The sequence below is a fragment of the Pantoea sp. sgz302252 genome (assembly GCF_042610525.1).
Classification (GTDB): Bacteria; Pseudomonadota; Gammaproteobacteria; order Enterobacterales; family Enterobacteriaceae; genus Erwinia.
On record NZ_JBHDVM010000002.1, the window covers coordinates 385,966 to 410,785 of the forward strand.

Annotated in this window: 21 protein-coding genes; 3 read left to right on the forward strand and 18 right to left on the reverse strand. The window is 55.9% G+C overall.

What is annotated here, in order from left to right:
• Positions 1 to 15: 15 nt before the first annotated feature.
• The 14 genes from nuoN to lrhA all read right to left on the reverse strand — a co-directional run bounded on the left by nuoN (position 16) and on the right by lrhA (position 16,699).
• Entirely contained in the window at positions 16 to 1,473 is a 1,458-nt protein-coding gene (gene nuoN / locus ACETPC_RS05630) for an NADH-quinone oxidoreductase subunit NuoN (RefSeq protein ID WP_380179424.1), read from the reverse strand.
• A gap of 6 nt (positions 1,474 to 1,479) precedes the next feature.
• Positions 1,480 to 3,000 (reverse strand): NADH-quinone oxidoreductase subunit M, encoded by a 1,521-nt coding sequence (gene nuoM / locus ACETPC_RS05635; RefSeq protein WP_380179426.1) that lies wholly within the window; start codon positions 2,998 to 3,000, stop codon positions 1,480 to 1,482.
• A gap of 217 nt (positions 3,001 to 3,217) precedes the next feature.
• Positions 3,218 to 5,056, reverse strand: a complete 1,839-nt coding sequence (gene nuoL, locus ACETPC_RS05640) for an NADH-quinone oxidoreductase subunit L (RefSeq protein WP_380179428.1) — start codon at positions 5,054 to 5,056, stop codon at positions 3,218 to 3,220.
• Positions 5,053 to 5,355: an NADH-quinone oxidoreductase subunit NuoK gene (gene nuoK / locus ACETPC_RS05645; RefSeq protein WP_034894855.1), complete on the reverse strand. Its 303-nt coding sequence runs from the start codon at positions 5,353 to 5,355 to the stop codon at positions 5,053 to 5,055. Before nuoK ends, nuoL begins: the two co-directional genes overlap by 4 nt.
• Positions 5,352 to 5,900, reverse strand: coding sequence for an NADH-quinone oxidoreductase subunit J (nuoJ, locus tag ACETPC_RS05650; RefSeq protein ID WP_380179431.1), 549 nt, complete (start codon positions 5,898 to 5,900; stop codon positions 5,352 to 5,354). The genes nuoK and nuoJ overlap by 4 nt, the downstream gene beginning before the upstream one ends.
• Positions 5,901 to 5,910: 10 nt before the next feature.
• A complete protein-coding gene (nuoI, locus tag ACETPC_RS05655; protein ID WP_253459790.1) occupies positions 5,911 to 6,453 on the reverse strand; it encodes an NADH-quinone oxidoreductase subunit NuoI in 543 nt (180 codons plus the stop codon).
• Positions 6,454 to 6,465: 12 nt separating this feature from the next.
• Positions 6,466 to 7,443, reverse strand: coding sequence for an NADH-quinone oxidoreductase subunit NuoH (nuoH, locus tag ACETPC_RS05660; RefSeq protein ID WP_380179433.1), 978 nt, complete (start codon positions 7,441 to 7,443; stop codon positions 6,466 to 6,468).
• A complete protein-coding gene (gene nuoG, locus ACETPC_RS05665) occupies positions 7,440 to 10,166 on the reverse strand; it encodes an NADH-quinone oxidoreductase subunit NuoG (RefSeq protein WP_380179435.1) in 2,727 nt (908 codons plus the stop codon). The genes nuoH and nuoG overlap by 4 nt, the downstream gene beginning before the upstream one ends.
• A gap of 51 nt (positions 10,167 to 10,217) precedes the next feature.
• Positions 10,218 to 11,564 (reverse strand): NADH-quinone oxidoreductase subunit NuoF, encoded by a 1,347-nt coding sequence (nuoF, locus tag ACETPC_RS05670; protein WP_380179437.1) that lies wholly within the window; start codon positions 11,562 to 11,564, stop codon positions 10,218 to 10,220.
• Positions 11,561 to 12,076, reverse strand: a complete 516-nt coding sequence (nuoE, locus tag ACETPC_RS05675; RefSeq protein WP_380179439.1) for an NADH-quinone oxidoreductase subunit NuoE — start codon at positions 12,074 to 12,076, stop codon at positions 11,561 to 11,563. The genes nuoF and nuoE overlap by 4 nt, the downstream gene beginning before the upstream one ends.
• 2 nt (positions 12,077 to 12,078) lie before the next feature.
• Complete coding sequence (gene nuoC, locus ACETPC_RS05680; RefSeq protein ID WP_380179441.1) at positions 12,079 to 13,878, reverse strand: NADH-quinone oxidoreductase subunit C/D; 1,800 nt, start codon at positions 13,876 to 13,878, stop codon at positions 12,079 to 12,081.
• 109 nt (positions 13,879 to 13,987) lie between these two features.
• A complete protein-coding gene (locus ACETPC_RS05685; RefSeq protein ID WP_342908609.1) occupies positions 13,988 to 14,662 on the reverse strand; it encodes an NADH-quinone oxidoreductase subunit B in 675 nt (224 codons plus the stop codon).
• A gap of 15 nt (positions 14,663 to 14,677) precedes the next feature.
• Positions 14,678 to 15,112, reverse strand: coding sequence for an NADH-quinone oxidoreductase subunit A (locus ACETPC_RS05690; protein WP_380179443.1), 435 nt, complete (start codon positions 15,110 to 15,112; stop codon positions 14,678 to 14,680).
• Positions 15,113 to 15,772: 660 nt separating this feature from the next.
• Entirely contained in the window at positions 15,773 to 16,699 is a 927-nt protein-coding gene (lrhA, locus tag ACETPC_RS05695; RefSeq protein WP_380179445.1) for a transcriptional regulator LrhA, read from the reverse strand.
• 946 nt (positions 16,700 to 17,645) lie between these two features.
• Between lrhA and ACETPC_RS05700 the strand changes: the two genes are divergently transcribed.
• Positions 17,646 to 18,860, forward strand: a complete 1,215-nt coding sequence (locus ACETPC_RS05700) for a pyridoxal phosphate-dependent aminotransferase (RefSeq protein WP_380179447.1) — start codon at positions 17,646 to 17,648, stop codon at positions 18,858 to 18,860.
• Between the two features lie 91 nt (positions 18,861 to 18,951).
• Entirely contained in the window at positions 18,952 to 19,548 is a 597-nt protein-coding gene (yfbR, locus tag ACETPC_RS05705; protein WP_380179449.1) for a 5'-deoxynucleotidase, read from the forward strand.
• A gap of 6 nt (positions 19,549 to 19,554) precedes the next feature.
• Here the strand turns inward: yfbR and ACETPC_RS05710 are convergent, their stop codons facing one another.
• The 4 genes from ACETPC_RS05710 to yfbV form a co-directional block, all read right to left on the reverse strand.
• Positions 19,555 to 21,384 (reverse strand): SLC13 family permease, encoded by a 1,830-nt coding sequence (locus ACETPC_RS05710; protein ID WP_380179451.1) that lies wholly within the window; start codon positions 21,382 to 21,384, stop codon positions 19,555 to 19,557.
• Between the two features lie 77 nt (positions 21,385 to 21,461).
• Positions 21,462 to 22,121: a sugar phosphatase gene (locus tag ACETPC_RS05715; protein ID WP_380179453.1), complete on the reverse strand. Its 660-nt coding sequence runs from the start codon at positions 22,119 to 22,121 to the stop codon at positions 21,462 to 21,464.
• Positions 22,122 to 22,134: 13 nt separating this feature from the next.
• Positions 22,135 to 22,629 carry a YfbU family protein gene (locus ACETPC_RS05720; protein ID WP_380179682.1) on the reverse strand — a complete coding sequence of 165 codons (495 nt, stop codon included), beginning with the start codon at positions 22,627 to 22,629 and terminating at the stop codon, positions 22,135 to 22,137.
• A 140-nt stretch (positions 22,630 to 22,769) separates the two neighbouring features.
• Positions 22,770 to 23,222, reverse strand: a complete 453-nt coding sequence (yfbV, locus tag ACETPC_RS05725; protein ID WP_380179455.1) for a terminus macrodomain insulation protein YfbV — start codon at positions 23,220 to 23,222, stop codon at positions 22,770 to 22,772.
• A gap of 333 nt (positions 23,223 to 23,555) precedes the next feature.
• On the opposite strand from yfbV, the gene ackA reads away from it, so the two are divergent.
• The gene (gene ackA / locus ACETPC_RS05730; protein WP_380179456.1) at positions 23,556 to 24,758 is read left to right on the forward strand and encodes an acetate kinase; all 1,203 of its coding nucleotides are present in this window, start codon (positions 23,556 to 23,558) and stop codon (positions 24,756 to 24,758) included.
• Positions 24,759 to 24,820: the final 62 nt, after the last annotated feature.

The following is a 24,820-nucleotide window of genomic DNA, read 5'->3' on the forward strand; positions in this document are numbered from 1 at the left end:
CGTTAAGTCTTAGACTTACATCAGCGGCTGCGCCATCTGCACCAGCGAAATCAACGGCTGCGGATAGACACCCAGCAGCAGTACCAGAATCGCGGAAATCAGTACTACCACGCCGCCAGCGGTAAATGCCCAATTGGCAGGCGTATCGCGCTGTAGCAGCTCCGGCGGATTCAAATACAGGCTGACGGTAACGCGCAGGTAGTAGTAAAGACCAATCGCACTACCCACTACCACAGCGCCGGTTAGCCACCACAAATGCGCGCCTACGCCCACGGCGATCACGTAAAACTTACCGATAAAGCCCAGCGTCATCGGGATACCCGCCAGCGACAGCATCATTACCGTCATAACCGCCGACAGGATTGGACGATGCCAGAACAGACCGCGATAGGAGTAAAGCGAATCCGCATCCGGGCCGCGATACGGGCTAGACATCAGGCTGACCACGCCAAAGGCACCCAGGCTGCTGAACAGGTAACCTGCCAGATAAACGCCGACGGTTTCCAGCGACAGCTGATGGGTCTGGATAGCAATCAGCGCCACCAGCAAGTAACCCAGATGCGCAATAGAAGAGTAACCCAGCAGACGCTTGATGTTACTCTGCGAAATCGCCATCAGGTTGCCGAACAGGATCGAGGCGAAAGCGATAATTGCCAACACCAGACGTACAGCCTCGCTATCAGCCGCAGGCGCGTACAGGAACAGACGCATTACCACGCCAAAAATAGCGATTTTGCTGGCGGTCGCCAGGAAAGTCGAAACCGGCGCGGGCGCGCCCTGATAGACATCCGGCGTCCACAGGTGAAAAGGCACCAGCGAGAGTTTGAAGCCCAGGCCGACGATCATCATACCTAGTCCTGCCAGCAACAGCGGCTGCTGCAGCATGCCATCGTTCAGGCTACGGCCCAGCGAGACAAAGCCCAGATTGCCGGAGTTGGCATAAAGCAGCGCCATGCCGAACAGCAGGAAAGAGGAAGCCACGGCGGACATGATAGTGTACTTGATACTGGCTTCCAGCGAGCGTTTCAGCTGGAAGGCATAGCCCACCAGGCCGAACAGCGGCAGAGAAATCAGCTCAATGCCGATAAACAGCGAAGCCAGATGGTTGGCGCTTGCCAGCACTACGCCGCCCAGCGCCGCAATCAGCACCAGCAGATAGAACTCTTCCTGGTTATCCGGGTAGTTTTCCAGCCAGGGATAGGCGAAGGTGCAGGTCGCCAGGCTGGCTAAAATCACCAGCCCGGTATAGAGCATTGAGTAACCGTCGACGCGCAGCAGCGGCGTGACGTCCATCGCGCCCGCCTGCCCCACAAACCAGAGCGACAGCAGCGCCAGGTTTAGCCCGACGACCGCCAGCGTGGCATTGACGAAGTGGTTGCGCCGCCACGCAATGGAGAGCATCACCACCACCACCGTCAAGCCGACGATCAGCATAGGCAGCAGCGCGATCAATTGTTGAGGAGTTATTGTCATGGCGAATTACGGCCTTGTAGTTGAAATTGAAGCGGTAAACCACTGCTGAATATTGCTCATCGCAGCATGGGAGGTATCCAGTATCGGCTGCGGGTAAACGCCCAGCAGCAGCAGCAGAACCACCAGCACCATAATCATCAGGAACTCGCGCGGCGACATGCCCCGCAGCGGCGTTTCCGACTTCGGCGCGCCGTAATAGGCTCTTTGCATCATAATCAGCGAGTAAACGGAAGCGAACACCAGGCCAAAGGTGGCAATAACAATAATCACCGGCACCGACTGGAAGCTGCCGGTCAGGATCATAAATTCGCCAACAAAGTTACCGGTTCCCGGCATCCCCAGGTTTGCCACCGCAAAGAACAGCGACAGACCAGGCAGCCATTTGATGCGCGACCACAGTCCGCCCATCTGGCGCATATCGCGGGTATGCAGACGTTCATAGAGCTGGCCGCACAGGATAAACAGCGCCGCGGCAGAAAGACCGTGGGCAATCATCTGCACTACCGCGCCCTGGAAAGCGAGCTGGCTGCCGGTGTAGATGGCGATCAGCACGAAGCCCATATGCGAAATAGAGGTGTAGGCGATCAGGCGCTTGATGTCGTACTGCGAGAAAGCCATCCAGGCACCGTAGAAAATACCGATAATACCCAGCCACATCGCAATCGGCGCAAACTCGGCGGAAGCATTCGGGAACAGCGGCAGCGCAAAACGCAGCAGACCATAGGCCGCCGTTTTCAACAGGATGCCCGCCAGGTCAACGGAACCCGCCGTCGGCGCCTGGCTGTGCGCATCCGGCAGCCAGCCATGCAGCGGCACCACCGGCATTTTTACCGCAAAGGCGATAAAGAAGCCCAGCATCAGCAGATACTCGACGGTATTGCTCATCGGCGTTTTCAGCAGGTCGGCGTAGTTGAACGTCCAGATCCCGGTCGCGTTGTAGTTAACAAACACCAGCGCCAGGATGGAGATCAGCATCACCAGCCCGCTCGCCTGGGTGTAGATAAAGAACTTGGTAGCCGCCGTGATGCGCGTTTTCCCGTCCGACGCCTTATGTCCCCACAGTGCGATCAGGAAGTACATCGGCACCAGCATCATCTCCCAGAAGAAGAAGAACAGGAACAGGTCGATAGCCAGGAACACGCCGATTACGCCGCCCAGGATCCACAGCAGGTTCAGGTGGAAAAAGCCCTGCCATTTTTCAATTTCGTTCCAGGAGCAGAGGATCGCCATCACGCCCAGCAGGCCGGTCAGCACTACCATCAGCAATGACAGGCCATCCAGCGCCAAATGCACGTTAATGCCAAAACGCGGTATCCAGGAAACCAGAAATTCAGACTGCCACTGCGGCAATCCGGTAGCCTGGGTCAGCGAGTAACCGCCCTGCAGCCAGAGCTGAAGCGAGAGCGCCAGCGTCAGCCCCATAGAGATCAGCGCGATCCAACGCGGCACCTTGCTCCCGAAGCGTTCAAACTGCCAGCAAAGCAGGCCGCCGATGAACGGGATGAGTATTAGCCAGGGTAATAACATGGCGGAATTTTCCCTTCTCTATGTCCCCGTTTGGGCTATCTTGCTCGGTATTTTGCTTTCCGGCAGTGCTCGCAATCCTCACATACTTGGGTATGCTGCGGTTGCTGCGCGCTGGCGGAAAACAAACTCCCTTCGCCGATAACGCCCATTTATACGGGGAATATTTCACATGCTTTTATTGAGGCACAGCAACCCGCTCTGCCCCGCTCACAAACTTTTATACAACCATCAACAGCGCGAGGACGACGACGGCGCCGATGCTCATGGAAGCCACGTACCAGCGCAAATAGCCGCTTTCGCTGACCACCAGCCCTTTGTTCGCCAGGCGGGAAAACAGCGCTGGCACATTCATGATGGCGTTCAGCGGATCGCGCGACAGCAGCCAGGCCACGAACAGGTAAGGCTTGACGAAAACTTTGTCATAGAGCCAGTCGAAGCCCCAGGCAGCAAACCACCATGTGGAGAAGAAACGGCCCGGCGCGCTCTGCGCAATACTGTTGACCAGCGAGCGTTTGCCCAGCCACAGAAACGCTGCCAGCAGGATGCCGACAATTGCCACCACGCCAGAAGTGATTTCCAGCGTCAGCACGCTGCCGTGCGCCAGCTCGGTGGTTTCCGGCAGAACGCCGCGCAAAGGTGGCACGATCAGCGCGCCGATAAAGGTTGAAAGGATTAGCAGCACAATCAGCGGCAGATGATGGGTAATGCCCTTGCCCGCGTGCGCATGGATTTTTTCTTCGCCGTGGAAGGTGATGAAAATCATGCGGAACGTATAGAGCGAGGTCATAAAGGCACCGGCCAGACCCGCAACCATCAGGTTGATATGGCCGTTAGCCAGCGCGCCTGCCAGGATCTCATCCTTACTGAAAAAGCCTGCGGTGATCAGCGGCAGCGCCGACAGTGCCGCGCCGCCTACCAGGAAGCAGGCATAGACCAGCGGAATGCTTTTGCGCAGGCCGCCCATTTTGAAGATGTTCTGCTCATGGTGGCAGGCCAGGATCACCGAACCGGATGAGAGGAACAGCAGCGCTTTAAAGAAGGCATGCGTCATCAGATGGAAAATTGCCGCATCCCAGGCCTGCACGCCCAGCGCCAGGAACATATAGCCGATCTGGCTCATGGTGGAGTAAGCGAGCACGCGTTTGATATCGGTCTGCACCAGCGCGGCGAAGCCTGCCAACACCAGGGTAATAGCCCCGATAATACCCACCAGATGCAGTACTTCCGGCGTTAACAGGAACAGGCCGTGGCTGCGGGCGATCAGATAGACACCTGCCGTAACCATTGTTGCCGCATGGATCAGCGCGGAAACCGGCGTTGGGCCTGCCATCGCATCCGCCAGCCAGGTTTGCAGCGGTAGCTGGGCCGATTTACCAACCGCGCCGCCAAGCAGCATTAGCGTGGCCCATTGCAGCATGTGGTTATCCGCCGCAAAGTGCGCTGGCGCCAGCTCGACCATCTCGCGGAAATTCAGCGTGCCCAACTCGTTGTAAAGGATAAACAGCGCAAAAGCCAGGAAGACATCGCCGACGCGGGTGATGATAAAGGCTTTCATCGCCGCCGCGCCGTTGTCCGGATTGGTGTAATAGAAGCCGATCAACAGGTAAGAGCAGAGGCCCACGCCTTCCCAGCCCAGATACATCAGCATCAGGTTATCGGCCAGAACCAAAACCACCATGCTGGCGATAAACAGGTTGGTATAGGCGAAAAAGCGCGAATAGCCCTCTTCGCCGCGCATATACCAGGAGGCGAACATATGAATAAAGAAGCCAACGCCCGTCACCACCGAGAGCATGGTCAGGGAGAGGCCATCCAGCGTCAGGTTAACTTTGATATTAAAGTTGCCGACCTGCATCCATGTCCACAGCGCCTGGTTAAAGACCGGCTGGCCCTGCGCGAAGAAGTCTATGCCGACATAAAGCGTAACCAGCGCGGCCAGTCCTACGGAGCCCATCCCTACCGTCGCGGCCAAATTTTCTGACCAGCGGCCACGGGAAAAAGCCAGCAGCACGAAACCGATCAGCGGAAATAAAATAGTTAAATAGAGAAGATTCATCCGCGCATCTCGCTCACTTTATCAATATTGAGGTTCTGGCTACGGCGATGCAGCTGCAGCAGCAGTGCCAGGCCGATACTCGCCTCGGCGGCGGCCAGGCTGATTGCCAGGATGTACATTACCTGGCCGTCCGCCTGTCCCCAATAGCTGCCTGCTACCACGAAGGCCAGCGCCGCAGCGTTGATCATGATTTCAAGGCTTATCAGCATAAACAGCAGGTTGCGGCGGATCACTACGCCAGTCAGCCCCAGCACAAACAGAATTGCCGCCAGGATAAGGCCGTGTTGCAAAGGGATCATGCGTGTTCCTCCTTTTTCACCGCGTCGGCCGGACGGTTGCTCAGCACTTCGCCCGGGCGCTGCTCGCGACCGATATGGTAAGCCACCACCAGGCCAGCCAGCAGCAGCATGGAAGCCAGCTCCACCGCCAGCACATAAGGGCCAAACAGACTGATGCCGACCGCTTTCGCGTCGATCATCGCGCCATCAATACCCTGATCGTTAATGCTGAGAATGGCGTAGACGATGGTCACCAGCAGCAGCAGCGACAGCAGGCCAGGCCCGAACCAGACGCCCGGTTTCAGCCACTCGCGCTCCTGCGCCTGAATACTGTCGCCCAGGTTGAGCATCATCACCACAAAGACGAACAGCACCATGATAGCGCCTGCGTATACGATGATTTCCAGCGCGCCGGCAAAGTAAGCGCCAAGCGAGAAGAACACGCCGGCGATCGACAGCAGCGAAATAATCAGATACAGCAGCGCGTGCACCGGGTTAGTGTGGGTGATGACGCGCAGCGTCGTCAGCACCGCCACCAGTCCGCAAAGATAAAACGCAAATTCCATGCCTGGCTCCTTAAGGTAACAAGCCCTTGACGTCGATGGGTTTGGCTTCGCTTTCCGCTTCGCCTTTGTCTTTACCTTCGATCGCCATGCCCGCCATCCGGTAAAAGTTGTATTCCGGATATTTGCCCGGCCCGGAAATCAGCAGGTTCTCTTTCTCATACACCAGATCCTGGCGCTTGAACTCGCCCAGTTCGAAATCGGGCGTCAGCTGGATCGCCGTAGTCGGGCAGGCCTCTTCGCACAGGCCGCAGAAAATGCAGCGCGAGAAGTTGATGCGGAAGAATTCCGGATACCAGCGGCCATCCAGCGTTTCCGCTTTTTGCAGCGAGATGCAGCCTACGGGACAGGCTACTGCGCAAAGGTTACAGGCAACGCAGCGCTCCTGGCCATCGGGATCGCGGGTTAAGACGATGCGGCCGCGGTAGCGCGGCGGCAGATAAACCGGCTCTTCCGGATACATTTGGGTTTCGCGCTTAGCAAAGGCGTTTGAGCCAATCAGCACGATACTGCGTACCGTAGTGCCGAACCCTACCAGAATGTCTTTAATTTTCATGGTAATAACCTCTTACTGCGCGTTGTACAGAATCACTGCGGCGGTGGCCAGCAGGTTCAACAGCGTCAACGGCAGACAAACTTTCCAGCCGAACGACATTACCTGGTCATAGCGCGGACGCGGCAGCGCCGCACGGATCAGAATAAACATCACCATGAAGAAAGCCGTTTTAATCGCAAACCAGAAAATCGGCGGCAGCCACGGACCGTTCCAGCCGCCGAAGAACAGCGTCACGATCAAAGAAGAGACGGTGACGATGCCGACGTATTCACCGACAAAGAACAGGCCGAACTTCATACCGGCGTATTCGATATGGTAACCGTCTGCCAGTTCCTGCTCTGCTTCCGGCTGGTCGAAAGGATGGCGGTGGCAGACCGCGACGCCCGCGATGGCGAAGGTCAAAAAGCCAAAGAACTGCGGAATAATGTTCCACAGGTGCTGCTGGCTGTTGACGATATCGACCATGTTAAAAGAACCAGCCTGCGCCACCACGCCCATCAGCGACAGGCCAAGAAACACCTCATAACTCAGCGTTTGCGCCGAGGCGCGCATTGCGCCCAGCAGCGAGTATTTGTTGTTGCTCGACCAGCCTGCGAACAGCACCGCATAGACCGCCAGACCCGCCATCATCAGGAAGAAGAGCAGGCCAATATTCAGGTCTGCACCCATCCAGGTGGAAGTAACCGGCACGATCGCCATCGCCAGCAGCAACGAGGTAAAGGCAATCATCGGTGCCAGGGTAAAGATCACGCGGTCGGTGAAGGGCGGCGTCCAGTCCTCTTTAAAGAACATCTTGATCATGTCTGCCACCAGCTGGAGCGAGCCGCCCCAGCCAACGCGGTTCGGCCCATAACGGTTCTGGAACAGCCCTAGCAAGCGGCGTTCGCCGAAGCTCATAAAAGCGCCGCAGCCAACCACCACAAACAGGATCACCAGCGCTTTGCCTACGGCGATCAGGACATCAATAACTTCCGGTGTCAGCCAGCTCATTGCGTTGCCTCCTGCAGATTTTCAATGCTTGCGCCCAGCAGGAACGGCGGTACGCCAGGCAAGCCCAACGGTAAACCGACCTGCCCTGCCCGCAGCGCTGCCGAGAAACGCACCGGCAGGCGCAGCGTTTCGCCCGCGCAGTTAAAGGCGACGGTAGCGCCCGCGTTGACGCCCAGTTTTGCAGCATCTTCCGGATTAACCATTACGTAAGGTAGCGGCATGCGCTGCTGGAATACCGGCGAACGCTGAGTCATCTCTTCGCTGCCAAACAGATGGAAGTATGGCGCGACACGCCAGCCCTTTTCCTGGCCCGCGAAAGCTTCTGGCACGCTGGTAAACCACTCAAGCTGACCTTCGCCTGCCTCAAACAGACGCACGCCCGGATCGCCGAAGCGCAGCTTGCCGCCCACTTCATCCTGGAATTTGTTCCAGGCCTGCGGTGAGTTCCAGCCTGGCGCCCATGCGAACGGGATCTGCGAACGCGGCGCGCTCGGCTGGTTGTTCCCTTCCATAGAGAAGGCGAACATGGTGTCTTTATCCTGCGGCTGGCGCGGTTCATGCACGCTGATGTTCGCGCGAGCGGCGGTACGGCCGCTGGCGCGGATCGGCGAACGTGCCAGTTTCTGTCCGCGAATGCGGAAGCTGGCGTCCGGCGCGGCATCCTTAATGGCTGCCAGCTGCGGCAGCGCACGTACACAGGCGTCGATCACGTGATCGAGCTGCGTCCAGTCCACTTCGCGGCTGGCGATCGTGCTTTGCAGCGAGTGCAGCCAGCGCCAGCTTTCCAGCATCTGGATTTTATTGTCGTAGTAAGCCGGATCGTAAACCTGGAAGAAGCGCTGCGCGCGGCCTTCCTGATTAACCACGGTGCCATCGCTTTCCGCAAAGCTGGCGGTTGAAAGGATCAAACCCGCTTTTTCGGTGGTGGCAGTACGCTGGTGATCCACCACGATCACGTTTGGCGTATTGCGCAACGCCGCATCTACCCGCGCTTTCGGCGCGTGACGATAGAGATCGTTTTCCATGATGATTACTGCATCGGCCGCGCCGTTTTCCAGCTCGTCCAGCGCCGCATCCAGCGGTTTGCCGCCGATCATGCCCAGGCCTACGCTGTTGGCCGCGCCTGCAAGTAGCGTGATGCCGACATCCGCACCGCGCCCTTTCAGCGCTCTGGCTACGTTGGCCGCCGCCTGGATCATCGCCTCGCTACCGGTATGTACGCCGGAAATAATCAGCGGTTTCTTCGCCCCGGCCAGCGCCTGAACCACCACATCAATTTTACCGCTCAGCTCACGCTCGATGCCTTCGACCGCAGGTGCGCTTTCATCCAGCGCATTAGCGATGGCGAAGCCCAAACGCGCCTGATCTTCTATTGGCGCGCGATAGCTCCACGCGGCGATATCGTCCAGACGGGTTTCATCAACGTTGGTGACAAACAGCGGATGTTTGGCGTGCTGACCGATATTCATAATTGCCGCGATCTGCCAGTCGGCTACTTTCTGCGCCGCCGCCATTTCTCGCGCTTTGCCTTTCACGGCCTGGCGCACGGAAAGTGCAACGCGAGCGCCGACCTGGGTCAAATCCTCGCCCAGTACCAGCACCGCATCGTAGCTTTCAATTTCACGCAGTGCAGGAGTATGGATGCCGCCTTCGCGCAGCACTTTCAGCATCAGTTCCAGACGTGCCTGCTCGCCTGCCGGAATGCCGGTCGAGAAGTTTTCCGCGCCCACCAGCTCGCGCAGCGCGAAGTTGCTCTCTACGCTGGCGCGCGGTGAGCCGATACCTATTACTTTTTTCGCCTGACGCAGCACATCCGCCGCGCCCTGCATTGCCTGTTCGGCGTTCAGCGCGATCCAGTCGTCGCCGCGACGCTGCATTGGCTGACGCGGACGATCTTCCAGGTTGACGTAACCGTAGCCAAAACGGCCACGGTCGCACAGGAAGTACTGGTTTACGGTGCCGTTATAGCGGTTCTCGATACGGCGCAGTTCGCCATAGCGCTCGCCCGGGCTGGTGTTGCAGCCAACGCTGCACTGCTGGCAGATGCTTGGCGCATACTGCATATCCCATTTACGGTTGTAGCGCGCCGAGTGGGTTTTATCCGTAAACACGCCGGTCGGGCAGATTTCCACCAGGTTGCCGGAGAATTCGCTCTCCAGCACGCCATCTTCCGGACGGCCAAAATAGACGTTGTCGTGCGCGCCGTATACGCCCAAATCTTTGCCGTCGGCGTAATCTTTGTAGTAGCGAACGCAACGATAACAGGCGATACAGCGGTTCATCTCGTGGGAGATAAACGGGCCAAGATCCTGATTGCGGTGGGTACGCTTGGTAAAACGATAGCGGCGGAAGCTATGACCGGTCATAACGGTCATATCCTGCAGGTGGCAGTTGCCGCCTTCTTCACAGACCGGACAGTCGTGCGGGTGGTTGGTCATCAGCCACTCCACCACGCTTTCGCGAAACTCTTTCGCTTCGCCGTCGTCAATGGAGATAAAGGTGCCGTCGGACGCAGGCGTCATACAGGACATCACCAGGCGACCACGGGTATCTTCGGCATTCTGGAATTGCTTTACCGCGCACTGGCGGCAGGCACCGACGCTACCGAGCGCCGGATGCCAGCAAAAATAAGGAATATCAAGGCCGAGCGAAAGGCAAGCCTGCAACAGGTTGTCCGCGCCGTCGACCTCGTATTCTTTACCGTCTACATGAATTGTAGCCATAGTGAAATTGCTCAAGTAAGGCTCGTAAGAGCGTTAAACACGATTCTTTTTCTACCAGCGCGCCTTCAACAGGTTCGCCTGAATACCGGCGATAGCGTGCGCGTTGCTGTAAACCTGAGGCGCCATGCCTGCTTCGAATTCTTCACGGAAATATTTGATGGCGCTCTGCAACGGCTCGACCGCGCCCGGCGCGTGCGCGCAGAAGGTTTTACCTGGGCCAAGCTGGCGGCAAAGCTGCAGCAGGGTTTCGATATCGCCCGGCTGCCCTTCTTTACGCTCCAGCGCGCGCAGGATTTTCACGCTCCACGGCAGGCCATCGCGGCATGGCGTACACCAGCCGCAGGATTCACGAGCGAAAAACTCTTCCAGATTGCGTACCAGCGACACCATATTGATTTCATGATCGACAGCCATCGCCAGCGCGGTACCCAGACGGCTGCCCGCTTTACCAATGCTGGCAAACTCCATCGGCAGATCCAGATGCGATTCAGTCAGGAAATCGGTTCCCGCGCCGCCCGGCTGCCAGGCTTTAAATTTCAGGCCGTCGCGCATGCCGCCCGCGTAGTCTTCGAGAATTTCGCGGGCCGTGGTGCCGAATGGCAGCTCCCAAACACCAGGGTTTTTGACGCGGCCGGAAAAGCCCATCATTTTGGTGCCGGTATCTTCGCTTTTCGAAATGCCTTTGTACCACTCGACGCCGTTAGCAAGGATGGCAGGCACGTTGGAGAGCGTCTCGACGTTATTTACGCAGGTCGGCTTACCCCAGGCGCCCGCAGAAGCAGGGAACGGCGGTTTGGAACGCGGATTGGCGCGGCGGCCTTCCAGCGAGTTGATCAGCGCGGTTTCTTCGCCGCAGATATAGCGGCCTGCGCCGGTATGCACCATCAGCTCGAAATCGAAGCCGGTGCCCATGATGTTTTTGCCGAGATAGCCCGCTTCTGTCGCTTCTGCAATAGCGCGACGCAGGTTGACGGCAGCCTCGATATATTCACCGCGCAGGAAGATATAGCCGCGATAAGCCTTCAGGGCAAAGGCGCTGATCAGCATGCCTTCCACCAGCTGGTGCGGCATCTGCTCCATCAGCAGGCGGTCTTTATAGGTACCCGGCTCCATTTCATCGGCGTTGCACAGCAGATAGCGAATGTTCATGGATTCGTCTTTCGGCATCAGGCTCCACTTCAGACCGGTGGAGAAGCCCGCGCCGCCGCGCCCTTTCAGGCCAGAATCTTTTACCAGCGCGACGATTTCGTCCGGCGCCATGCCTTTCAGTGCTTTTTCCGCGCCTGCATAGCCGTTTTTGCTGCGGTATTCGTCAAGGAACACCGGCTGCTTGTCCTCGCGCATGCGCCAGGTTAGCGGGTGCGTTTCCGCTGTGCGCACGATCTCTTTAATGGTCATTGATACTGCTCCAGTAAAGTAACGACGTTTTCCGGCGTGAGATGCACATGCGTGTCTTCATCCACCATCATCGTTGGGCCTTTGTCGCAGTTGCCCAGGCAGCAGGTCGGCAGCAGCGTGAAGCGGCCATCCGGCGTGGTCTGTCCGGGCTTGATTTTCAGCGTTTGTTCCAGCGCCGCCTGAATCCCCTGGTAGCCGGTGATATGGCAGACTACGCTGTCGCAGTAGCGGATCACATGGCGGCCAACCGGCTGGCGAAAGATTTGGCTGTAAAACGTGGCTACGCCTTCGACGTCGCTGGCAGGAATGCCAAGCACGTCGGCAATAGCGTCGATAGCGCCGTCCGGCACCCAGCCGCGCTGTTTCTGGACGATTTTCAGCGCCTCGATCGACGCCGCGCGGGCATCTTCGTAATGGTGCTTTTCATGCTCGATAGCATCGTGCTCGGTGGCACTCAGCACGAAAGCTTCTTTATCCTCGATCGTTTCGATCGCAATTCTTTGATCGTGCATAATTAGCGGTCCACGTCTGACATAACAAAATCGATACTGCCGAGGTAAACGATCAGATCGGATACCAGGCTGCCGTTGATCACGGAAGGGATCTGCTGCAGATGCGGGAAGCTCGGCGTGCGCACGCGGGTGCGGTAGCTCATGGTGCTGCCGTCGCTGGTCAGGTAGTAACTGTTGATCCCTTTGGTGGCTTCAATCATCTGGAAGGATTCGTTGGCCGGCATCACCGGGCCCCAGGAAACCTGCAGGAAGTGGGTGATCAGCGTTTCGATATGCTGCAGCGTGCGCTCTTTCGGCGGCGGCGTGGTCAGCGGATGGGCAGCTTTAAACGGCCCTTCCGGCATATTTTTCAGGCACTGCTCGAGGATGCGCATGCTCTGGCGCATCTCTTCCATTTTCAGCATCACGCGGGTATAGGCGCAGCTTACGCCATCGCCGATCGGCACTTCAAAATCGAAGTTTTCGTAACCGGAGTACGGACGCCATTTGCGTACGTCAAAGTCCAGCCCGGTAGCGCGCAGGCCCGCGCCGGTAGTGCCCCAGGCCAGCGCCTCGTCCAGACCGTAAGCAGAAACGCCTTTAGCACGGCCAATCAGCACCGAGTTTTTCAGCGCGGTCTGCTCGTAGGCCTTCAGGCGTTTCGGCATCCAGTCAAGGAATTCACGCAGCAGGCGATCCCAGCCTTTCGGCAGATCGTGCGCCACGCCGCCGATGCGGAACCAGGCCGGATGCATGCGGAAACCGGTAATAGCTTCCACAACGTCATAAATTTTCTGGCGATCGGTAAAGGCAAAGAACACCGGCGACATGGCACCGACGTCCTGAATAAAAGTCGAAATATAGAGAAGGTGGCTGTTGATGCGGAACAGCTCGGACAGCATGACGCGGATCACGTCGACGCGCTCAGGCACTTTGATGCCTGCCAGCTTTTCTACCGCCAGCACGTAAGGCATTTCGTTAACGCAGCCGCCGAGGTATTCGATACGGTCGGTATAAGGAATATAGCTGTGCCAGGACTGACGCTCGCCCATTTTTTCCGCGCCGCGGTGGTGATAGCCGATATCCGGCACGCAGTCGACGATCTCTTCGCCGTCCAGCTGCAGGATTATACGGAAAGCCCCGTGCGCAGAGGGGTGGTTAGGGCCAAGGTTGAGGAACATAAAGTCCTCGTTGGCGGTGCCGCGCTTCATGCCCCACTCTTCCGGCTTAAAGGTCATCGCCTCCATTTCCAGATCCTCTTTCTGCTTTGTCAGCTCAAAGGGATCGAACTCGGTGGCGCGCGCCGGATAGTCTTTACGCAGCGGATGGCCTTCCCAGGTCTGCGGCATCATAATGCGCGTCAGGTGCGGGTGGCCGTCAAAGGTGATGCCAAACATCTCCCAGGTTTCACGCTCGTACCAGTTGGCGTTGGCGAAAATTTTGGTAATAGTCGGCAGGTGCAGGTCTTTTTCAGACAGCGCCACCTTGAGCATGATATCGCGATTGCGTTCAATAGAGAGCAGATGGTAGAACACGGAAAAATCTGCCGCAGGCAGGCCGGCGCGGTGCGTGCGCAGACGCTCGTCCATGCCGTGCAGGTCATACAGCATCACATAAGGTTTCGGCAGCTTGCGCAGAAACTCGACAACTTCCAGTAACTGTTCGCGCTTTACCCAAACCACCGGAATGCCGGTGCGGGTTGGCTGAACGGTAAAGGCATCTGGCCCAAAACGGTTACGCAACTCGCCGATCACCGGGTCGTCCAGGTGATCCCGGGTTTGCCACTCTGGCTGAGCGAGATGTTGCGTGGTTAAATCTGTCATAGGTCTTTCACCCTGTGGGCCTGCGAAGAGGCGCTCAGTATTGGCGTCAGAACAGGCCGCGCGCGTGTTATTTTTGTCTGCGTGCTGAACGGGCCCTGTTCGTTAACTCTTAAATTTCATCCGGGGTACGCAGATTGGTGACCGCAATGCGCTCGCCCTGCTTTCTTTCGCGTTCGGACTGCATATTGGCGCGATAAACGCCCTGGTCGCCAACCACCCAGGAGAGCGGGCGACGCTCTTTGCCAATCGATTCCTGCAGCAGCAGCAGCGCCTGCATATAGGCTTCGGGGCGCGGCGGGCAGCCGGGGATATAAACATCCACTGGCAGGAACTTATCTACGCCCTGCACCACGGAATAGATATCGTACATACCGCCGGAGTTGGCGCAGGCGCCCATGGAAATCACCCACTTCGGCTCCAGCATCTGATCGTAAAGACGCTGAATCACCGGCGCCATTTTGGTAAAGGGCGTACCGGCCACCACCATAAAATCGGCCTGGCGAGGCGAGGCGCGAATAACTTCCGAACCAAAGCGCGCTACGTCATGCACTGAGGTAAAAGAAGTTGTCATCTCTACGTAACAACAGGAAAGGCCGAAGTTAAACGGCCACAGGGAATTTTTACGTCCCCAGTTCACCATATCGTGCAAAGCATGTTCCAGCTTGCCCATATAAACGCTTTGATGAACGTGCTTTTCCAGCGGATCGGTAACGATTTCCTGCTTTTGCAGCGGATAGCGATCGTTCTCACCGTTAGGATCCGCGCGGGTTAGCGTATAGTCCATTGTTATGCCTCGCTTTTACTGCTTGTGACTATTGGAATGCGAAACGGTCGGCTTGACCACCACGCGCCGTGGCGCAGGCGCCCAGTCCAGCGCGCGAATACGCACCAGATAAACCAGACCAGCCAGCAGAACCAAAATGAAGATGGTGGCTTCGATAAAACCGATCCAGCCGCTTTCGCGGATAGCGGTTGACCAGGCGTAGAGATAGAGGGCTTCTACGTCGAAGATGACGAAGAACATAGCGACCAGATAGAACTTGGCGGACATGCGCAGCTTGGCAGTACCGACAGGCGCGGCACCGGACTCAAAAGGTGTATTTGTATACCTTCCGCGAGCTTTTCCGCCCAGAAACCATGCTCCAGCCAACATTGCGCAGCACAGGCCAATAGCGACGATCAGAAATACGGCAAACGCCCAATGATGAGCGACGACTTCAGTGGTTGTTGACATACACTCTGCTTAACTCAATAAAGGGGGCGTCAGGGTCTGCTCTCATGGCCGGCAGTTGGCTGGTGCCCCGATTCAAGGGAAAAATAAAAAACCAGATAAATTATGCTGTCTTTGTCGATTAAGCAGCAATTTTATGGGGTTTTTTACTCCTTTATATAACCTTCTGTCAACTTTCATAAAAGTATCCGCAGGTTATTTTACATAAGTAGCATTTATTTAACATTTGATGCGCAAATATTGCGCTAAATCGTGTCAGTGGAGGGCCCTGCACTAAAGTGTAGCGGGTATTTCCATACATGGATCACGGATTTAACAAAGGCTATTCTCGCAGGAAACGCACGCATTTCCTCTCTTTTTCAGGGGGTATTTTTTTGATCCAAAGCAGGGTTTTGTCTTTTTTGAGAAAAAATTAGCCAGCCCGATATGCGCAAAATCAATTCAGGCCAATTTTTTACTGCTTGCTCTCTGCTGGCCGCAGCCCAAAAACCAGACTGCTGCTTTTTACTTCAGGCAGGAAATTATCAGGAAAGGAAAAAGGGTATAAGTACAACTTTAGCCATAAAAAAAAGCCTTTTCCGGTTAAAGAACCATGAAAAGGCTTTTTTACACTAAAATTGAATTTTATGTCTTTTGATTCAAAAAGATAGAATAATGATTTATTTATTCATCTTCATCAGCAAAGATCGAGCTATCCTGGCCGGTAGCCGTCAGATTATAGGGATCGTTACTGGATTGCATGGCGTTGAAAATAGCCAGCGCCAGTTCGTTATCGCTTTCCGGATTACGGCACAGCAGGTATTCCGTATCCGGCAGTACCGGCAGCCCTTCTGCCGCGCCCATCACGCGCAGTTCCGGGCTCATCATCTCTACCGGACGAGCGGTTACGCCCAGGCCCGCTTTAACGGCCGCACGAACGGCAGCCAGCGTAGAGGCCACATAGGAGATACGCCATGGGATACCAGCCTCGTTGAGGTGATCGATAGCCATATCGCGGTATGGGCTTGGCTCATCCAGCAGCACCAGCGGAATGGCTTCTCCGCGCTGGAAAACATAATCCGCTGCACAATACCATAGCGTTGGAGAAGTACGCAGTACCTGCCAGGTAAAGTTCATTGGGCTGGAGGTAGTGACAACCAGGTCTACTTCGCCCTGGTTCAGCATTTCCATCATAAATGGATTACGCTTAACGCGAACATCGATCGCCAGCTTTGGATAAACTGAGGTTACGCGGTTAAGCAGGAAAGGCAGAATAGTATCCGAGGTATCGTCGGAAGCGCCGATAGTCAGCACGCCCTGGATGTTGCTGTACATCAGGGAAGTGCAGGCCTCATCGTTAAAGCGCAAAATTTTTCTGGCATAGCCCAGCAGCTGGATGCCGTGCTCCGTGAGCAGTTTGTTACGGCCGTGCCGCGCAAACAGCTCTTTACCTACCAGCTGCTCTAAACGTTGCATCTGCTGGCTGACGGCAGACTGCGTACGACAAACTGCTGCGGCAGCAGCGGCAAAAGTATTGAGATCGGCGACCGCTACAAAGGTTCTGAGCAGATCGAGATCGAGATTGAGAATTGGACGATTTGCACTAGTCATGTTTTCTTCACTTTATAAGATTTTTAAAATACTACTACCTGGTGTTGCTATCCTGTGTATCAGCAAGATACCGGGATAACCTTGATGTAATGAACGCAGTCACTACCTTCTATCGCAAACGCAAAGCCCCAGCGGCCCAATATGCCCGACTTTTGCCGTAACAAAGCCGCTGACAGGTCTGTGCGTTTGAACCATCACTAATGCACGCCGCGTCATACTTCGGTGCGGCGTCCGGCAGGGATGGCGTCGCGCCGATTTTCGGCCACATTGCTGTCAGTGTAAAACACCCGTCAAAAATCATTTGCTCAGGGTGCTGTAGTCACAGTGAAACACTAATAAACAAAGCTTAACATTAAGCGCCATAAAACGCGCTGAATGTCGTTCAGGAAACCAGCCCGTCATGCCCGTTTTCCCCAGAGGGTTATCCTGACATACTGACGATTACTTTTTAAGCCTAAATCCGATTATTCTTATCAGTAAAATAAGTTTTTATTGAGAATGGCCTCATAACTCTGCTTTACGGCATAGAAATTTATCAATTAGTAACAATATGTCAGCATTGGATGCTATCTCAGCCTCTTTTTGTTACTTCCGTTACTGGCGATCTATTTGGAGCTAACAAGGCGATAGTTGCTGCGCTAGTTAAATAATTCTGAATAGTTTCAACCCGGATTAATCCAGCAATTTTACCTTATTTTTACAAAAATCGCCCGCTTTGCTTATCCGTCAACCGCGGCACCGGTGCGTTTCTGCCGCCTGAGCAGCTGTAAATTTTATTAATCCTTCATTGGGCGAAATGCTTTCCTGCCGGTACTTTTTTCAGATTAAAGCGTTTAACAGAAGCGCCAGAGGCTGCTGCCAGACTTCAAAAGCGCTGGCGACAGGAGTACATTGTGCGGGTTTACTTTTCCACGGCAGGAATGCGGCTCAGCCAAAGGCGAATGAAATGACCCCAATTGATAAATCCAGCAAACTCGACAACGTCTGTTATGACATCCGTGGCCCGGTATTAAAAGAAGCCAAACGCCTTGAAGAAGAAGGCAATAAAGTCCTTAAGCTGAATATCGGCAACCCGGCGCCTTTTGGTTTTGAAGCGCCTGACGAAATCCTGGTCGATGTGATCCGCAACCTGCCCAGCGCGCAGGGCTATTGCGATTCCAAGGGACTCTATTCGGCCCGTAAGGCTATCGTACAGCACTACCAGGCCCGCGGCCTGCGCGATATTACCGTTGAAGATGTCTATATTGGCAACGGCGTGTCGGAGCTTATCGTTCAGTCCATGCAGGCGTTGCTGAACAGCGGTGATGAGATGCTGGTACCGGCGCCCGACTATCCTTTATGGACGGCTGCCGTTTCGCTTTCCAGCGGCAAAGCGGTGCACTATCTGTGCGACGAGTCTGCCGGCTGGTTCCCGGATCTTGATGATATTCGCAGTAAGATCACGCCACGCACTCGCGGTATCGTGATTATTAACCCAAATAACCCAACCGGCGCAGTGTACAGCAAGGAGCTGCTGCTGGAAGTCGTCGAGCTGGCCAGACAGCATAATTTGATCATTTTCGCCGATGAAATCTACGACAAAATCCTGTACGACGCGGCGCAGCACCACTCTATCGCCGCGCTGGCGCCAGATTTGCTGACTATTACCTTTAACGGCCTCTCTAAAACCTACCGGGTGGCGGGTTTCCGTCAGGGCTGGATGGTGCTTAACGGCCCGAAAAAACACGCTAAAGGCTATATTGAAGGGCTGGAAATGCTGGCTTCGATGCGCCTCTGCGCCAATGTCCCTGCCCAACATGCCATTCAGACCGCGCTGGGCGGCTATCAGAGCATTAGCGAATTTATCGTGCCCGGCGGCCGTCTTTATGAGCAGCGCCAGCGTGCCTGGGAGCTGATCAACGATATCCCCGGCGTCAGCTGCGTGAAGCCGGACGGCGCGCTCTATATGTTCCCTAAAATAGACGCCAAAAAATTTAACCTGCATGACGACCAGAAAATGGTGCTGGATTTTCTGCTGCAGGAAAAAGTGCTGCTGGTTCAGGGCAGCGCTTTCAACTGGCCATGGCCGGACCATGTGCGTATCGTCACCCTGCCCCATGTCAACGATCTGGAAATGGCTATCGGCAAGTTTGGCCGCTTCCTGGAAGGCTATCGCCAGTAGCCGAATCGGGCAATACTGCTACATTCTGTAAATCACCGTGACGCCAGAGCGGGCTCCTCCGCTCTGGTTTTCAGGCACAGGAATCTCCCCAATGCACCAGAGCCATTTTTTCGCCCACCTTTCCCGCCTTAAGCTGATCAACCGCTGGCCGCTGATGCGCAACGTACGCACGGAGAATGTTTCCGAACATAGTCTGCAGGTGGCCATGGTCGCTCATGCGCTGGCGGTGATCAAAAATGCGAAATTTAACGGCAACCTGAACGCCGAACGCATCGCGTTAATGGCGATGTATCATGACGCCAGCGAGGTACTGACCGGCGATTTGCCGACGCCGGTGAAGTATTACAACGCGCAGATCGCCAATGAGTATAAAAAGATTGAAAAGATAGCGCAGCACAAGCTGATTGAGATGCTGCCGGAAGAGCTGCAAAGCGCCTGGCGCCCGCTGTTGGACGAGCAGCAGCGCAGCGAAGAGGAAATGGGCATCGTGAAACAGGCGGACGCGCTATGCGCCTATCTGAAATGCCTTGAGGAGCTTTCTGCTGGTAACCATGAATTCCAGCTGGCTAAAGCGCGGCTGGAAAAGACGCTGACGCAGCGGCAAAGCCCGGAGATGGACTACTTTGTCGAAGTGTTCGTGCCAAGTTTCAGCCTGTCGCTGGATGAGATCAGCCAGGAGTCGCTCTAGCAGCGGCTAAAAAGGAAAAAGCAGCGGCACCAGTACCACGCTGACCGCCATGATCAGCAGGGTAAAAGGCACGCCGGTCTTCACAAAATCGCTAAAGCGATAGCCACCCGGCCCAAGCACCAGGGTGTTGACCGGGCTGGATACCGGCGTCATAAAGGCGCTGGAAGCGGCCACGGCCACCATCATGGCAAAAGGATAAGGCGAGACGCCCATCTGGTGCGCGGCCGCAATACCTACCGGCGCCATCAACACGGCGGTAGCGGTATTAGAAATAAACAGCCCAATAGTGGCGCAGAGCACAAACAGGCAGGTCAGCATCACGTGCGGCGCATAGCCGCCCGCCAGATTGCTTAGCCCCTCGACGATCAGCGTAATACCGCCGGTTTTCTGTAGCGCCAGCGCGAACGGCATCATGCCGACGATCAGAATAATGCTGGGCCAGTGAATAGCCCGGTAAGCGCTTTCCATATCGATACAGCGAAACTTGCCCATTAACAGGCAGGCTATTAATGCCGCAACGGGATTGGGTATTTCGTTGGTCAGCATCATCGCCACCATCAGCGCCAGACAAAAGATAGCGTGCGGCGCCTGGCTACTGGCGGGAGCGACCTCTTTGACTTCTGCAGGCAGGCTGAGCAGCAGTACATCTCGCTTATGCTGCTGCAGCTGACTGATTTTTTTCCAGTCGCCGATGGTCAGCAGGCAGTCGCCCAGCTCCAGCGGCAGATCGCTTAAGTTGCCCTGTAGCACTTCTCCACGGCGGCGAATGCCTATTACGCTAACGCCATGGCGAGTACGAAAAGCGCTTTCCCGCAGCGTTTTGCCCTGCAGTTCTGAATCAGGAAAAACCAGCGCCTCCGCCATGCCCACATCCTGCGCCCGGTCAGAAAAGTATTCTCCGCGCAGGATCATCGGTTCCAGTTTATGCTCGCTGCAAAACTCGCGAATATCGATATCGGCGGCGGACATATCAATCAGCAGCACGTCGCGCGCGCGAAATTGCGTTACGCCAGTAACCGGCACCATAACCCGCCGAAATTTACGCCAGCGCTCCAGCCCTACTACGTTGATGCCGTAGCGCTCACGTAGCTGCAGATCGTCCAGCGGCTGCCCGATCAGTGAAGATCCCGGATGAACAGCCAGACGGCGCGCCCGGCCGCTCAGCTTGTAGTCGCGGATCAAATCGCGAAAGGTTCTTTCCTGGCCTTTTCTGGCCTGTTTAGTCTCCGCCGCGCCCAGCCAGAAGCGGGCGATAAGCATGTAGCCGATGCCCAGCACCAGCGCCACCAGGCCGATCGGCGTCACATCGAAAAAGCTGAAGCCCGGCAAACCTTCCCGCATCAGTTCGCTGTTAACCACCAGATTCGGCGCCGTGGCCACCAGCGTCATCATGCCGCTGATCAGGCCAGCAAAGCTTAGCGGCATCATCAGCCTGCCCGGCGAACGGTTCATTTTCGCCGACACGCTGATAACTACCGGAATAAAAATGGCCACCACGCCAGTAGAGCTCATAAAAGCGCCCAGCCCGGCGACGGTCAGCATCAGCAGGATCAGCATTTTCGCTTCGCTGCTGCCGGCCATTTTCATCAGCCATTCGCCCATTCTCAGCGCCACGCCGGTGCGTACCAGGCCTTCGCCAATCACAAACAGCGCGGCGATCAGGATAACGTTGGCGTCGCTGAAGCCAGCCATAGCCTCCTGTAAAGACAATGTGCCGCTGAGCACAAAGGCAATAATGACCAGCAGCGCTACTACATCCATACGCACTTTGCCGCTGACAAACAGCGCAACCGCTATGGCTAACAGACCAAGCACCCAGACCAGCTCTTTATTCACATCCGCTTCCCGTTTGTGACAAAACTTTGGGCAGGATGCCATAAAAAAGCCCCGCGGATGCGGGGCTAAATCATAACTTAGTGCTTTCGGTGCACGTCGATGGAGCCATCGGCGTTTTTGCTGATAATCAGCTCCTCCAGCGAGCTGAGCTGCATATCCGCCTCTTCCAGGCGCGGTGCATCGGCCGGAGCGTTGACGGCGATCAGGTGGCTTCCGGCAGCCAGCCCGGAGAGAATGCCTGCGGCGGCATCTTCCACTACCACGCACTCTTCCGGCTCCAGCTCCAGCAGTTGAGCACCGAGCAGATAGGCATCCGGCGCCGGCTTGCCGTTCTGCACGCGTTCCGCAGTGATAAAGACCTCCGGCTCCGGCAGGCCAGCCGCCTTGCGCCGCGCCGTGGCAACCGGTAAAGAACCGGAGGTCACGATAGCCCAGGGAATGCGTAGCTCATTCAGGGTAGCGAGTAGCTGAACCGCGCCCGGCAGAGCTACGATGCCGTCGGTATCTTCCGCTTCCGTTTTTTCCAGCGCCAGAAACTCCTGCTGGATAGCCTCTTCCGAAGCGCCGGCCATAAAATGACGCAGTGAGGTGATAGCCTGCTTGCCGTGGATAAAATTCAGCACGTCGTCCGCTGCGATATCGTGCTGCGATGCCCAGTTAGTCCAGGCGCGTTCGACCACTGGCAGAGAGTCCACCAGGGTACCGTCCAAATCAAACAGAAAACCTTTACACTTCACTACATGTTCCTTCTCAGGCGTTAATGATTTGCGCGATTTCGTTCGCGCTCAGATGATACTGTCTTGGGCAAGTGTGCCATACGGCCAGCATGCGTTGATACTTTTCCCACATCGGCGTCTGGGCGTTAAAACCGTGACTGCCCGCATCAAACTGAGTATAGCGGCCTTCGATTTGCACCATAAACCGCACGTAGCCTAAGTACCGCGCTTCGGTAGCCGCGTCGAAGCCGAGAAACTGCAGGCGGCGCTCTTCAATTTCAGCGGCATCTTTCAGATTTGTCCAGGACACGTGCAGCGCATGATGCATTTCCATAATATCGATAACGGTACGGCAAACCGCTTCCGGCAGTTCGCCGAACTCGCGATCCAGCTCGCGCATCTGCAGGCCATAGCCGCGCTCTACGATGGTTTGCAGGCGGCGATAGCGCTCGAGGTTGTCGGGATCCAGCAGGCTCATCAGCCGGTACTGGTTAGAAAGGATTAAACGTTGCGCATGGGTCATTTCCATCATTAACTCCTGAGTCCGCTGGACAGAATGAAATTAGGATGACGCAAGGATCGCATAACCCGCGGCGGCGGGCAGAGCAAAGCGCTGGTTCTTTGATGCAGACACGGTTTTTGCCGCTGTAACGGCAAAAACCGCAAAAATCAGAGATCGTCGAGAAAAGTTTTATCCAGCTGCCGGAAGGCCCGCTTTAGCACATCGGCCAGCGACTGGTAGGTTGGCTTGCCTTCTACGGGCGCCAGCGCCTGCCCGGCTGCCTGCAGCTTTTCGCGCACCTCATGGAACCAGTTGAGTAGCCCGGGCGGCAGCGGCGTTACGGAGCGCTTACCCAGCCACCATAGCCCCTGCATTGGCAGGCTGCAGGCAAACAGCGCCGTGGCGACGGCCGGGCCGAGCTGACCGCCCAGCGCGATTTGCCAGGTCATAGCGAAAACGGCCAGCGGCGGCATAAAGCGAATACCAAAGCGCGTCGCTGTCGCCACTCTGTTTTCCGGAAACATAGGCGCCAGCCGCTTATCGGCGGGCCATGTTTTCATATAATGCTGCCCGCTCCGGAACAGTTTAAACCAACCGACAGAGCCGGATTCGTTTGCCATGGTTGACCTCAACTTCAGGGATAAAAATTAAACAAAAAACGGAATACACCAACTTTACCTGACAACTTTCAAAAAATTTTGTCTTTACAGGGCACTCTGGTTATCCTGTGCGCGATTGTTGAATGGCTGTTACATGCTTGCTGCGTTTGTGCACTCCAGGAGTTCGCCAGCCGGCACAAATTCAAAAAATCTTGTGATTTTTATGAAATTTTTTTGCTTTCGGACAAATTTTACCGTCAGCATGATGTTCATCATTAATGTACCAGCTTTCATGCGCTACGCTGATAGTCTGATTGAGTTTTTTTTCGCCACCCTCAACCAATAGGACCTGCCATGTCGAGTAAGTTAGTTCTGGTTTTGAACTGCGGTAGCTCATCATTAAAATTCGCTATCCTCAATCCCGCAAACGGCGACGAATACCTTTCCGGTTTAGCCGAATGTTTCCATTTACCCGAAGCGCGCATCAAATGGAAAATGGCAGGCGATAAGCAGGAAGCAGCACTGGGCGCTGGCGCAGCTCACAGCGAGGCTCTTAACTTCATCGTTAAAACTATTCTGGCACAAAAACCAGAGCTGTCAGCACAAATCGCTGCAATAGGCCACCGTATCGTCCACGGCGGCGAGAAACTGACCCAGTCCGTGGTGATCGACCAGGCGGTTATCCAGGGCATTAAGGATGCTTCTTCTTTTGCTCCGCTGCACAACCCGGCGCACCTGATCGGCATTGATGAAGCGATGAAAAACTTCCCGCATCTTTCTGATAAGAACGTGGCGGTTTTCGATACCGCGTTCCATCAAAGCATGCCGGAAGAGTCCTATCTCTACGCCCTGCCATACCATCTTTATGAAGAGCACGGCGTGCGTCGCTATGGCGCTCACGGCACCAGCCACTACTACGTAACCCACGAAGCGGCTAAAGTGCTTAACAAGCCGCTGAGCGAACTGAATATCATTACCTGCCATCTTGGCAACGGCGGTTCCGTCAGCGCGATCCGCAACGGCGAATGTGTGGATACCTCAATGGGCCTGACGCCGCTGGAAGGCCTGGTAATGGGCACTCGCTCTGGCGATATCGACCCGGCGATCGTTTTCTTCCTGCACGATACTCTGGGTATGAGCGTGGATGCCATCAACAAGCTGCTGACCAAAGAGTCCGGGCTGCTTGGCCTGACCGGCGTAACCAGCGACTGCCGCTATGTGGAAGACAACTACGAGACTAAAGAAGACGCGAAGCGCGCGATGGACGTTTACTGCCATCGTCTTGCCAAATATATCGGCTCCTACACGGCGCTGATGGATGGCCGTCTGGATGCGGTAATCTTTACCGGCGGCATCGGCGAGAACGCCGCCATGGTGCGCGAGCTGACGCTGAACAAGCTGGCGCTGCTCGGCTTTGCTACTGACCATGAACGCAACCTGGCCGCCCGCTTCGGCAAGGCCGGATTTATCAATAAAGAAGGCACCCGACCTGCTATCGTTATCCCCACCAACGAAGAGCTGGTGATTGCGCAGGACGCCAGCCGTTTAACCGCTTAAGTGAACACCGTCAGCCCAGGCTGGCGGTGTTGTTTCAGGCATCAGGAAACCTGGCGGCATCG